Annotated in this window: 11 protein-coding genes and 1 other annotated feature; of the genes, 3 read left to right on the top strand and 8 right to left on the bottom strand. The window is 58.1% G+C overall.

Going from position 1 to position 11,080, the window contains the following annotated elements:
- Nucleotides 1–42 precede the first annotated feature (42 nt).
- Genes yciA through FN633_RS03090 form a run of 3 tightly spaced genes read right to left on the bottom strand, consistent with a single transcriptional unit; the run spans nucleotide 43 to nucleotide 1,778 of the window.
- Entirely contained in the window at nucleotides 43–444 is a 402-nt protein-coding gene (yciA, locus tag FN633_RS03100) for an acyl-CoA thioester hydrolase YciA (RefSeq protein ID WP_042394358.1), read from the bottom strand.
- Nucleotides 444–983, bottom strand: a complete 540-nt coding sequence (locus FN633_RS03095; RefSeq protein WP_042394355.1) for a septation protein A — start codon at nucleotides 981–983, stop codon at nucleotides 444–446. The genes yciA and FN633_RS03095 overlap by 1 nt, the downstream gene beginning before the upstream one ends.
- Before the next feature lie 51 nt (nucleotides 984–1,034).
- A complete protein-coding gene (locus FN633_RS03090; protein ID WP_042394353.1) occupies nucleotides 1,035–1,778 on the bottom strand; it encodes a YciC family protein in 744 nt (247 codons plus the stop codon).
- A 291-nt stretch (nucleotides 1,779–2,069) separates the two neighbouring features.
- On the opposite strand from FN633_RS03090, the gene ompW reads away from it, so the two are divergent.
- The gene (ompW, locus tag FN633_RS03085) at nucleotides 2,070–2,705 is read left to right on the top strand and encodes an outer membrane protein OmpW (protein WP_154056696.1); all 636 of its coding nucleotides are present in this window, start codon (nucleotides 2,070–2,072) and stop codon (nucleotides 2,703–2,705) included.
- A gap of 55 nt (nucleotides 2,706–2,760) precedes the next feature.
- Here ompW and trpA read toward each other — a convergent pair whose 3' ends face one another.
- Genes trpA through FN633_RS03060 form a run of 5 tightly spaced genes read right to left on the bottom strand, consistent with a single transcriptional unit; the run spans nucleotide 2,761 to nucleotide 9,293 of the window.
- Nucleotides 2,761–3,570, bottom strand: a complete 810-nt coding sequence (trpA, locus tag FN633_RS03080; protein WP_154056695.1) for a tryptophan synthase subunit alpha — start codon at nucleotides 3,568–3,570, stop codon at nucleotides 2,761–2,763.
- Complete coding sequence (gene trpB / locus FN633_RS03075; protein WP_144814836.1) at nucleotides 3,570–4,763, bottom strand: tryptophan synthase subunit beta; 1,194 nt, start codon at nucleotides 4,761–4,763, stop codon at nucleotides 3,570–3,572. Before trpB ends, trpA begins: the two co-directional genes overlap by 1 nt.
- A gap of 10 nt (nucleotides 4,764–4,773) precedes the next feature.
- Nucleotides 4,774–6,132 (bottom strand): bifunctional indole-3-glycerol-phosphate synthase TrpC/phosphoribosylanthranilate isomerase TrpF, encoded by a 1,359-nt coding sequence (gene trpCF, locus FN633_RS03070; RefSeq protein WP_154056694.1) that lies wholly within the window; start codon nucleotides 6,130–6,132, stop codon nucleotides 4,774–4,776.
- A gap of 3 nt (nucleotides 6,133–6,135) precedes the next feature.
- Entirely contained in the window at nucleotides 6,136–7,731 is a 1,596-nt protein-coding gene (gene trpD / locus FN633_RS03065; protein WP_154056693.1) for a bifunctional anthranilate synthase glutamate amidotransferase component TrpG/anthranilate phosphoribosyltransferase TrpD, read from the bottom strand.
- Nucleotides 7,731–9,293 carry an anthranilate synthase component 1 gene (locus tag FN633_RS03060; protein ID WP_154056692.1) on the bottom strand — a complete coding sequence of 521 codons (1,563 nt, stop codon included), beginning with the start codon at nucleotides 9,291–9,293 and terminating at the stop codon, nucleotides 7,731–7,733. The genes trpD and FN633_RS03060 overlap by 1 nt, the downstream gene beginning before the upstream one ends.
- A 30-nt stretch (nucleotides 9,294–9,323) precedes the next feature.
- Nucleotides 9,324–9,420: a sequence feature (Trp leader region), on the bottom strand.
- Nucleotides 9,421–9,555: 135 nt separating this feature from the next.
- On the opposite strand from FN633_RS03060, the gene rnm reads away from it, so the two are divergent.
- Nucleotides 9,556–10,455, top strand: a complete 900-nt coding sequence (rnm, locus tag FN633_RS03055) for an RNase RNM (protein ID WP_243731527.1) — start codon at nucleotides 9,556–9,558, stop codon at nucleotides 10,453–10,455.
- The gene (locus FN633_RS03050) at nucleotides 10,452–11,072 is read left to right on the top strand and encodes an L-threonylcarbamoyladenylate synthase (RefSeq protein WP_154056690.1); all 621 of its coding nucleotides are present in this window, start codon (nucleotides 10,452–10,454) and stop codon (nucleotides 11,070–11,072) included. The genes rnm and FN633_RS03050 overlap by 4 nt, the downstream gene beginning before the upstream one ends.
- Nucleotides 11,073–11,080 lie beyond the last annotated feature (8 nt).

Below are 11,080 nucleotides of genomic sequence, written 5' to 3'. Positions count from 1 at the left end.
ACAGGTAAACGTCATAAAAAAGCCTCCGAATGGAGGCTTTTTTTATGCTTGCGGGGGAAGGGCGCGGGGCTTGCCTTCGCTGTCTACCGCCACATAGATAAACAGCGCCTCGGTGGCTTTATAGCGCTGGCCGATAGGCTCAGAGGAGACCTTCTTCACCCACACCTCAACGTTGATGGTCACCGAGGTCGTGCCGCGTTTAACGCAGCGCGCATAGCAGCACACCACGTCACCCACCGCAACCGGACGCAGGAAGGTCATGCCGTCAACCCGGACGGTGACCACGCGGCCATGGGCGATCTCTTTGGCCATGATCGCGCCGCCCATGTCCATCTGCGACATCAGCCAGCCACCAAATATATCGCCGTTGGCGTTGGTATCGGCAGGCATTGCCAGCGTGCGTAATACCAGTTCGCCCTGTGCTGCTTCGTTTGTATTGGTCATCAGGACTTATCTTCCTGCGGCAGGTGGCGATAAATATAGAGGCCGCTTAGCAGGGTAAAGATCAGCGTCAGGGCAGTTAAGCCAAATACCTTGAAGTTAACCCAGATATTTTGTGGCAGCCAGAACGCGATATAGATATTGGCCAGCCCGCAGATAATGAAAAACAGCGCCCAGGCGAGGTTGAGCTTTGACCATACCGTTGCTGGCAGGGCGATCTCTTTACCCAGCATGCTCTGGATCAGCGGCTTTTTCATTACCCACTGGCTAAACAGCAGTGCACCGGCAAACAGGGCGTAGATCACGGTCACTTTCCATTTAATAAACTCGTCGTTATGGAAAAAGAGCGTCAGTCCGCCAAACACCGCCACCAGCACAAAGGTCACCAGCGCCATTTTTTCAACTTTGCGATAGCGCACCCAGCTGTAGATCAGCACCACAGCCGTCGCCACGATCAGCGCTGCCGTTCCGGCGTAGATGTCATAGAGCTTATAAAAGGCAAAAAATACAATCAGCGGCAAAAAATCAAGAAACTGCTTCATTCTTCGATTCCGTAATAGATGCAGCCTGCCGGTTAGGCAGACTGCGGGATGTTAAGGGCGGATCAGCATATAAAGACGATAAAGATAAACAAGCAGCGCCGCCGAGATCAAATTGCTGAGCGTATTGGCCACAATAGCACCCACCGTTGGCGTCAGGACGGCAAAGTTGGGAGCGAACATCAGCAGCAGGGTTTTTGCCAGCAGCCAGCCCATCACCGCCGGGGCCACCAGGCGCATATTGCCCCAGCCCAGACGCATGCTGTTACGGATCGACTGAAAGACGCCCATTTTATCCTGCACCATCATCACAGGCGCAAAAGCCAGCAGGATCGCCAGGATAACGCCCGGGACCACAATAAACATGATGCCGATCTGGACCATAAAGGTGGTCAGGAAGATCAGGATAAACAGCTTTGGCAGCACTGGAGCGCTGGCCCCAATAGCCCGTAGCGCGCTTATACGATGACCCGCTGAAATCAGCTGAAGCAGCAACAGCATCCCGCCTGCCAGAATGGCGTTGCCAAACAGCCCGGAAAAGGTCGAGGCGGCAGAGGCGCGCAGCAGCACCTGCTGCTGTTCAGGCGTCATGTTTTGTACCAGTTCAAACAGCCCGGCGCTGCCGGACAGGTTGTCACCCTCGCGTAGAATGGCGAGTTGCTCATCGCTGGGTGAAAAAACGTGGCCAAGCATTACCGTGATAAACGCACACAATAAGGCGATCAGTAAAATGGTGACAAACTGATTGCGAACAAAATTTCCCGTGTCACGGTAAACGGACTTCGCCGTGATAGACATGCACTCTCCTTGAGTAAACCGGTATTAATTTGCTGACGATTGTAACCTGGTTAGCGCCGCAGTGGCAGCACTCTCCCGTGTATGGAAAAGCATAGCTTTGTAAAACAGTCTTATCCGGAAAACTGATCTACACCCATACTGTTAGCGCCCTGATGATTAAGGAAAATTAATCCAGATCAATGAATGTTACTTTACAGGGTTAAATGTGATCTGCGTTAGATCACTTTGTACTTCAATGTAGGTATATTCACCGCGCCATAAAAAATAACCATATCAATGGAGCGGAAAAGAATGAAAAAATTAGCGGTGGTAGCGTTAGTGTTAAGCGCATTCTCAGCTGGGACATATGCCCATGACGCGGGCGAGTTTTTTGTACGTGCCGGTTCAGCGACGGTAAGACCAACCGAAGGGTCTGACAACGTGCTGGGAAGTTTGGGTGGGTTTAACGTCAGTAATAACACCCAGCTTGGCCTAACCTTTACCTATATGGCAACGGAGAACGTTGGCATCGAGCTGCTGGCCGCCACGCCGTTTCGCCACCATGTCGGCACCGGCCCAACGGGTAACATTGCCACCGTCGAGCATCTGCCGCCAACCCTGGTAGCCGAGTGGTATTTCGGTGATAGCAGCAGTAAAGTCCGTCCTTATATTGGCGCAGGCGTGAACTACACCACTTTCTTTGATGAGAAATTTAACGATACCGGTAAAGCGGCGAACCTTTCCGACCTGAGCCTGAGTGACTCCTGGGGTGCGGCGGGTGTGGTAGGACTGGACTACCTGATCAACCGCGACTGGTTGATCAACGCCTCGGTGTGGTACATGGATATCGATACCGACGTGAAATTTAAGGCGGGTGGGGTGCAGCAGACGGTTGATACGCGTCTCGATCCGTGGGTATTTATGTTCTCAGCGGGCTACCGCTTCTGATCCATGAATTCAGGTGAGAAACGGGCCGACGAAGCCGGTTTCTCACCCTGACGAATTAGCTTACTCGCGTCGCCGCTTTTAGACTCTGTACAAACGCCTGCAGTTCGGCCAGCATCTTAGCGGGCTTATCAAGGTTATTCTCAATAATCTTCACAATGGCGGAGCCGGAAATTGCCCCGGCTGCGCCTGCCTCCAGCGAAGTTTTCACCTGCTCCGGCGTCGAGATCCCAAACCCCTGCAGCGGCGGGGCAGCATGGTACTCAGCCAGGTTCTCGACCAGATGCTGTAGCGGCAGGGCCACGCTGTTCTCCGCGCCGGTTACGCCAGCGCGGGAGAGCAGGTAGGTGTAGCCGCGTCCGTAGGAAGCAATCTGGCGCAGCAGATCGTCATCGGCGTTTGGCGGGCAGATAAAGATTGGCGCAACGTTATGGCGCATCGCTGCCTGACGGAATGGGGCTGACTCCTCTACCGGCACGTCCGCCACCAGCACCGAATCAACGCCTGCTTTTTCACATTTAGCGTAGAACTCATCAATACCCTGGCTGAAGACCAGGTTAGCGTACATCAGCAGGCCGATAGGGATGGTCGGGTGCTTCTGACGTACGGCCGCCAGCATCTCAAAGCACTGGGCGGGCGTAGTGCCCGCGGCAAAGGCGCGCAGGGTGGCATTCTGGATAGTGGGACCGTCGGCCAGCGGATCGGAGAAGGGGATCCCTAACTCCAGCGCGTCGGCACCACCCTCAATCAGCGCATCGATAATCTTTAGCGACTGTTCGGGAGAGGGATCGCCCAGGGTAACAAAGGGAACAAACGCTCCCTCCTTGCGTTCCTGCAGGCGCGTAAACAGCTGCTCATAACGTTCCATCACATCTCCCCTCGTGCTTTTAAAATATCGTGAACCGTAAAGATGTCTTTGTCGCCGCGGCCAGAGAGGTTAACCACCAGCAGCTGCTCTTTTTCTGGGTTTTCGCGCATCATCTTCAGCGCATGGGCCAGCGCATGCGAGGACTCCAGCGCAGGAATAATCCCTTCGCTGCGACACAGCAGTTTGAACGCCGCCAGCGCTTCATCATCGGTAATCGAGACGTAGTCCGCACGGCCGATGCTGTTTAGATGCGCGTGCTGCGGCCCCACGGACGGGAAATCGAGCCCGGCAGAGATGGAGTAGGACTCCTCAATCTGACCGTCATCGGTCTGCATCATCGGCGACTTCATGCCGAAGTAGATACCCACCCGGCCATGCTTCAGCGGCGCGCCGTGTTCACCGGTCTCAATCCCGTGACCCGCCGGCTCGACGCCGATCAGCCCCACGCTGCTCTCTTCAATAAAGTCAGCAAACATGCCGATGGCGTTAGAGCCGCCGCCGACGCAGGCGATCACCGCATCCGGCAGGCGACCCTCTTTTTCGAGGATCTGCGCCTTGGTCTCTTCGCCAATCATGCGCTGGAACTCACGTACAATAGTCGGGAACGGATGCGGGCCTGCCGCCGTGCCGAGCATATAGTGGGCCGTATCGTAGCTGCCGGACCAGTCACGCAGCGCTTCATTGCAGGCATCTTTAAGGGTGGCCGAGCCGCTATAGACTGGGATCACCTCTGCACCCATCAGGCGCATGCGGAACACGTTCGGCGACTGACGCTCCACGTCTTTGGCACCCATGTAGATGCGGCATTTCAGGCCGAGCAGGGCGCTGGCGAGAGCGGAGGCGACGCCGTGCTGGCCCGCGCCGGTCTCGGCAATGATCTCGGTTTTACCCATGCGCTTGGCAAGCAGCGCCTGGCCCAGCACCTGGTTAGTTTTGTGCGCACCGCCGTGAAGCAGATCTTCGCGCTTGAGATAGAGCGTGGTTTTGGTTCCGGCAGTCAGGTTCTGGCATTTAGTGAGTGCGGTCGGACGCCCGGCATAGTTTTTCAGCAGATCGCTGAACTGGGCCTGGAATGCCGGATCCTTCTGGGCGCTGACAAAGGCCTCTTCCAGCTGGCGCAGGGCGGGCATTAAAATTTGCGGAACGTACATGCCGCCGAATTCACCGAAGTAGGGATTGAGCAAAGTTGTCATTACAGATTCCTTAATAGGCACGCAGGGTACGGAAAACCGAGGCCAGCTTGCTGGCATCTTTGATACCCGGTTCAGATTCCACACCTGAATTAAAATCGAGTCCGGCACAGCCCGCCTGCGCCGCCGTGACGCAGTTATCTGCGCCGAGGCCACCGGCCAGCATCACGTTGTCCAGCGTCTCTCCGGCCAGCAGGGACCAGTCAAAACGCTGGCCGGTGCCGCCCTGGCCGTTATCAAACAGATAGCGGTCAACGTGGTTGAGATTACGGGCCGGGAGCGTATCGCTGACGCTTAGCGCCTTCCAGATGGCGACGTGAGCGGGAAGCGTGGCGCGCAGCGCATCAATATAGGCCTGATCCTCCACCCCGTGCAGCTGGACGGCTGCAAGCTGGAACCGCTCTGCCTTGTCTACCACCGCCTCGACGGTTGCGTTGCGGAAGACGCCCACGTAGCGCAGGGGCGCTGCGGCAATCACCGTATCGGCCTGGGCATCACTCACGCAGCGCGGGGACTCAGGAACGAAGATCAGACCGCCGAAGAGGGCCCCGGCTTCAAACGCGGCCTGCGCATCTTCGGGACGCGTCAGCCCGCAGACTTTATTCTCGCCCAGCAGCACGCGCTTAATGGCGGCAGCGAGATCGTCCTGCTCCATCAGCGCCGATCCGATTAAAAAGCCGTTGGCGAAATGGCTCAGATCGCGCACCTGAGCATAGGTATTAATTCCCGACTCGCTGATCACCGTGACGCCCGCGCCGAGACGGGGGGCCAGCTGGCGGGTGCGGTTGAGATCGATAGAGAGATCGCGCAGGTCGCGGTTGTTGATACCCACCACCTTGGCCCCGAGGACGATAGCGCGCTCCAGCTCCTCTTCATTACTCACTTCGGTCAGCACGCCCATCTTCAGGCTGTGGGCCACGGCGGCGAGCTGGCGGTACTGATCGTCGTCGAGCACCGAGAGCATCAGCAGGCAGGCGTCCGCCTGGTAGTAGCGCGCCAGGTAGATCTGGTAGGCCTCGATAATAAAATCCTTACACAGGATCGGCTGCGGCGCGGCGGCGCTCACCAGCGGCAGAGAATCGAAGCTGCCCTGGAAATATTTCTCATCCGTCAGCACGGAGATAGCCGACGCATGGTGTTTGTAGATGCCCGCAATCCGCACCGGATCGAAGTCATCGCGGATCACCCCTTTAGATGGCGAGGCCTTTTTACATTCGAGAATAAACGCCGTGCGCGCACCCTGCAAAGCGTCGTAAAAGCTGCGCGTGGCAGGCACAATGTCGCTCTGAAAACTGGCCAGCGGCTGCTGCTGTTTTCGGGCGGCGACCCAAATCGCCTTATCCGCGACGATTTTCGCTAAAACGGTTTCCATTACTTATCCTCTTGCCGCAAGTGCGGTGACTTTGTCATAGGCAGCGCCGCTGCGTAGTACGTCCAGAACCTTTTGCGCGTTGGCCTGCAAATTCTCTTCCCCATGCAGACGCATCAGCATCGCCACGTTTGCCGCGACGGCAGCCTCGTGGGCGGCTTCACCTTTACCTTGGAGTAAGCGCGTCAGAATGTCACGATTTTCTTCCGGGGTGCCGCCTGCCAGCGCCTCCTGGCGATAGGGCGTCAGGCCAAAGTCATTGGCCTCCAGCTGGTAGCTGCTGATATCGCCGTTGTTCAGCTCGGCAACCAGCGTCGGGGCGTGCAGGGAGACTTCGTCCATGCCGCCACTGTGCACCACCGCCGCCCGTTGATAGCCCAGCACGCGCAGCGTCTCGGCAATCGGCAGCACCAATTCCGGGCTGTAGACGCCAATCAGCGCCAGCGGCGGGTGGGCCGGGTTAATCAGCGGCCCCAGCACGTTGAACAGAGTACGGGTCTTGAGCTGCTGGCGTACGGGCATCGCGTGGCGGAACCCGGTGTGGTACTTCGGTGCAAAGAGGAAGCAGACCCCCAGTTCATCCAGCGCGGTACGGGATTTATCCGCGTTCATATCGAGGTTGATGCCGAACGCCGCCAGCAGATCCGACGAACCGGAGCGGCTTGAAACGCTGCGGTTGCCGTGCTTCGCCACCTTCAGGCCGCAGGCTGCGGCGACAAAGGCGCTGGCGGTGGAGATATTGATACTGTTGCTGCCGTCGCCGCCGGTGCCAACGATATCGGCAAAGGCATAGTCCGGGCGCGGGAAGGGCGCTGCGTTCTCCAGCAGCGCGGTGGCCGCCCCGGCGATCTCGTTGGGATGCTCACCGCGGATCTTCATGCTCACCAGCGCCGCCGCCAGCTGCTCTGGCTTCAGCTCGCCGCGCACCACCGACGAGAAGAGCTGGTGGCTCTCCTGTTGGCTCAGGGTCTGGGCCTGATAGAGTTTCTCCAGGATCGGTTGCAGGGTGTTGCTCTGCTCCAACTTCTGCTGCGCCCAGGCCAGGGTCTGCTCCAGCAGGCGTGCGCCCTGGGTAGTCAGAATAGACTCCGGGTGGAACTGGAAGCCGCAGACGCGATCGGCATCGTGGCGCACCGCCATCACCATGCCGTTGAAATGCGCATTGATGGTCAGCCCGGCAGGCACGTTGCTGCCCACCAGCGAATGATAGCGCGCCACCGGCAGCGGGTTGCTCAGTCCGGCGAACATCGCCTGGCCGTCGTGTTCAATATTTGATGCTTTACCGTGCAGGATCTCTCCGGCCTGGCCGACATAGCCGCCGTAGGCTTCAACAATCGCCTGATGGCCGAGACAGATACCAATGATCGGCAACTTGCCGCGCATGCGGGTTAACAGCTCGGGCATACAGCCCGCCTCGGAAGGTGCGCCGGGACCCGGAGAGAGCATCAGAACCGGGTTCTCCATGGTCGCCAGGCGGTCAATCAGCGTCTGGGCAGGGACATGGTTGCGGTAGATCACCACGTTGTGGCCGCTGGCGCGCAGCTGATCGGCAAGGTTATAGGTAAACGAGTCGATATTATCGAGCAGCAGAATGTCAGCCATCAGAACGTCTCCTGAGCGTGGTGTGCAGTGGCAATGGCGCGCAGGACCGCGCGGGCTTTGTTGCGGGTTTCATCGGCTTCAGACTGCGGCACAGAGTCCAGTACCACGCCCGCGCCCGCCTGAACGGTAGCGACACCGTTTTCCACGTAGGCGGAACGGATCACGATGCAGGTATCAAGGTCGCCGTGGGCGGTGAAGTAACCCACCGCGCCACCGTAGCTGCCGCGACGGGTGCCTTCCGCCTGAGCGATAAGCTGCATGGCGCGGACCTTTGGCGCACCGCTCAGGGTGCCCATATTCATGCACGCCCGATAGGCGTGGAGTACGTCGAGATCGTTACGCAGCTCGCCCACCACGCGGGAGACCAGATGCATCACAAACGAGTAGCGATCGACCTTGGTCAGGTCAGCAACGTAGCGACTGCCTGGCGTGCAGATGCGGGCCAGATCGTTGCGGGCGAGGTCAACCAGCATCAGGTGCTCGGAGAGCTCTTTATGATCGGTACGCATCTCCAGTTCGATGCGGCTGTCGAGGTCGCGATCCAGCGAGCCGTCGGCCCGGCGACCACGTGGACGCGTTCCAGCAATCGGGTAGATCTCAATCTGACGAGATTGCGCATCATACTTCAGCGAGCTCTCAGGCGACGCACCGAACAGGGTAAAGTCGTTATCCTGCATAAAGAACATGTAGGGGCTGGGGTTGCTCTTCTTCAGCACATCGTAGGCCGCCAGCGGTGACGGGCAGGGCAACGAGAAGCGGCGGGATGGCACGACCTGGAAAATCTCTCCAGCGCGGATGGCTTTTTGCATCTCGCGTACTACTGCGCCAAACTCCTCGTCGCTCTGGTTGCATTCGCAGCGCATGGACGCCACCGTCTCTACCGGCAGCGGGGCGGGAGGCAGGCTGAGCTGCTGACGCAGTTCGGCGATGCGCTGGGTCAGGCGCTGTTGTTCAGTGTCGGAAGGGGTGAAAAGACTTGCCTGAATACGGGTCTGCTGCTGCTGGTGATCAATAACCAGCAGCGTTTCGGCCAGGTAGAAGCAGAAGTCCGGGCAGCCATTCTCCTGCGCTAGCGCAGGCAGATCCTCAAAACCGGCTACCAGGTCATAAGCGAAGAGGCCGCCAAAGAACATCGCCTCGCGCTCGTCTGCCGGGACGGTTACCAGCGTCTGAAGCAGGCGAAAGGCATCAAAAACGGACAGCGAGCAGAGACGGGCGTCTTCGTCCAGCAGGTTGCTCACCGGCGGAAAGTGCAGAACGCGGCCATCCGGGCGGGCGATGTTCTCTACGCCAGCGGGCAGGGCGGCATCCAGCAGCGGCAGCAGCGACGCGCCGTTGGCCGTCAATGCCTGAATAGTGACAGTGTCACCTAGAGCGGTAATGCGCAGCGCGCTGTCGACCAACAGCAGGCTCTTAAGATCGTCCTTGCTGTCGATATCGGCGGATTCCAGCAGCAACGTTGCCGGACGATCTGCGCACAGCTGATGAAACAGAGCGGTCGGGTTCTCCCGGTACGCGGCGTGGTCTGTGAGAAGCTGTAGTGCAGGTTTTGACATTGGCATAGTCATTCTCATCCGATCGTTATTCTGTTCAAAAAAAAGCCCGCTCAGTTGGCGGGCCGGGGTATCTGTCTGCTTGAGGCAAACGCTCGCTCACCGCCCGTTTTCAGGAGGAGTGCCACCAGCGAATAAGCGTAAAGTGTTTGAACATTTTCAGATACCTTGTTGTGTGAACTTACGTACTAGTTAACTGGTTCAAGAGAATAAAGTCAACCCCTGATTTCAGAATTCGCTGCGTAACCGTTATGATAGGGTCCTAAATGAGATATACCCTACTGGAGCCGCTTTGAGCGACACGAATTACGCCATTATTTACGACCTTCACTCCCACACTCAGGCCTCAGACGGTTTGCTCACCCCGGAAGAACTCGTTCATCGCGCAGTCGAGATGCGCGTGGGCACGCTGGCTATCACCGATCATGATACAACCTCGGCTATTCCCGCCGCCCGGGCGGAGATCCTGCGCACAGGCCTGAACCTGACGCTGATTAACGGCGTGGAGATCTCAACCCTTTGGGAGAATCACGAGATCCATATTGTCGGCCTCAACATCGACATTACGCATCCGGCGATGGTGACGCTGCTTGAAGAGCAGAAGGCCCGGCGTCAGGCACGCGCCATGCAGATTGGCGAGCGCCTTGAGAAAGCGCATATTCCCGGTGCGTGGGAGGGGGCTCTGCGCCTGGCGAACGGCGGGGCGGTGACCCGTGGCCACTTTGCCCGCTTCCTCATTGAGAACGGCAAGGCCAGCGACGTGGCGGGCGTGTTTAAAAAGTATCTTGCGCGTGGTAAAACCGGATACGTTCCGCCCCAGTGGTGTACAATAAAACAAGCTATTGATGTGATTCATCATTCTGGCGGTAAGGCGGTAGTGGCCCATCCTGGACGCTACGATCTCAGCGCTAAATGGCTGAAAAGGCTGCTGGCACACTTTGCCGAACAGGGCGGTGATGCGATGGAAGTTGCGCAATGCCAGCAGGCACCCAACGAGCGCACCCAGCTTGCTGCGTATGCGCAGCAGTTTGGTCTTATGGCGTCGCAGGGATCGGATTTTCACCAGCCCTGCCCGTGGATCGAACTGGGCCGCAAACTGTGGCTGCCCGCAGGCGTAGAAGCGGTATGGCAGCTGTGGGAACAGCCTCAACATAATGAGAGGGAAGTATGAGTCAGTTTTTTTATATTCATCCGGATAATCCCCAGCCGCGCCTGATTAACCAGGCAGTGGAGATTGTGCGTAAGGGCGGGGTGATCGTCTATCCCACCGACTCCGGCTACGCGCTGGGGTGTAAAATCGAAGATAAAGGGGCGATGGAGCGCATCTCCCGCATTCGCCAGCTGCCGGACGGCCACAATTTTACCCTGATGTGCCGGGATCTCTCCGAGCTGTCGACCTACGCCTTTGTGGATAACGTGGCATTCCGCCTGATCAAGAACAATACGCCGGGTAACTACACCTTTATTCTTAAGGGCACGAAAGAGGTGCCGCGTCGCCTGCTGCAGGAAAAACGCAAAACCATCGGCCTGCGCGTCCCGTCTAACCCTATCGCGCTGGCGCTGCTGGAAACCCTCGGCGAGCCGATGCTCTCTACCTCGCTGATGCTCCCCGGCAGCGAATTCACCGAGTCCGATCCAGAAGAGATCAAAGATCGCCTGGAAAAACACGTGGAGCTGATCATTCATGGCGGCTATCTCGGCCAGCAGCCTACCACGGTGGTCGATCTGACCGATGACGCGCCAGAAGTGATCCGCGAAGGCGTAGGCGATGTGACCCCTTTCCTCTGACTAAATCA

Source organism: Pseudescherichia vulneris (genome assembly GCF_902164725.1).
GTDB lineage: Bacteria > Pseudomonadota > Gammaproteobacteria > Enterobacterales > Enterobacteriaceae > Pseudescherichia > Pseudescherichia vulneris.
This window is presented reverse-complemented; position numbering and strand designations above follow the sequence as displayed.

Coding starts and splice junctions, on each gene's coding strand:
- FN633_RS03090 (WP_042394353.1), bottom strand. CDS start 1,778: ATGTCTATCACGGCGAAGTCCGTTTACCGTGACACGGGAAATTTTGTT.
- FN633_RS03060 (WP_154056692.1), bottom strand. CDS start 9,293: ATGCCAATGTCAAAACCTGCACTACAGCTTCTCACAGACCACGCCGCG.
- trpD (WP_154056693.1), bottom strand. CDS start 7,731: ATGGCTGACATTCTGCTGCTCGATAATATCGACTCGTTTACCTATAAC.
- trpA (WP_154056695.1), bottom strand. CDS start 3,570: ATGGAACGTTATGAGCAGCTGTTTACGCGCCTGCAGGAACGCAAGGAG.
- FN633_RS03050 (WP_154056690.1), top strand. CDS start 10,452: ATGAGTCAGTTTTTTTATATTCATCCGGATAATCCCCAGCCGCGCCTG.
- yciA (WP_042394358.1), bottom strand. CDS start 444: ATGACCAATACAAACGAAGCAGCACAGGGCGAACTGGTATTACGCACG.
- trpCF (WP_154056694.1), bottom strand. CDS start 6,132: ATGGAAACCGTTTTAGCGAAAATCGTCGCGGATAAGGCGATTTGGGTC.
- ompW (WP_154056696.1), top strand. CDS start 2,070: ATGAAAAAATTAGCGGTGGTAGCGTTAGTGTTAAGCGCATTCTCAGCT.
- trpB (WP_144814836.1), bottom strand. CDS start 4,763: ATGACAACTTTGCTCAATCCCTACTTCGGTGAATTCGGCGGCATGTAC.
- FN633_RS03095 (WP_042394355.1), bottom strand. CDS start 983: ATGAAGCAGTTTCTTGATTTTTTGCCGCTGATTGTATTTTTTGCCTTT.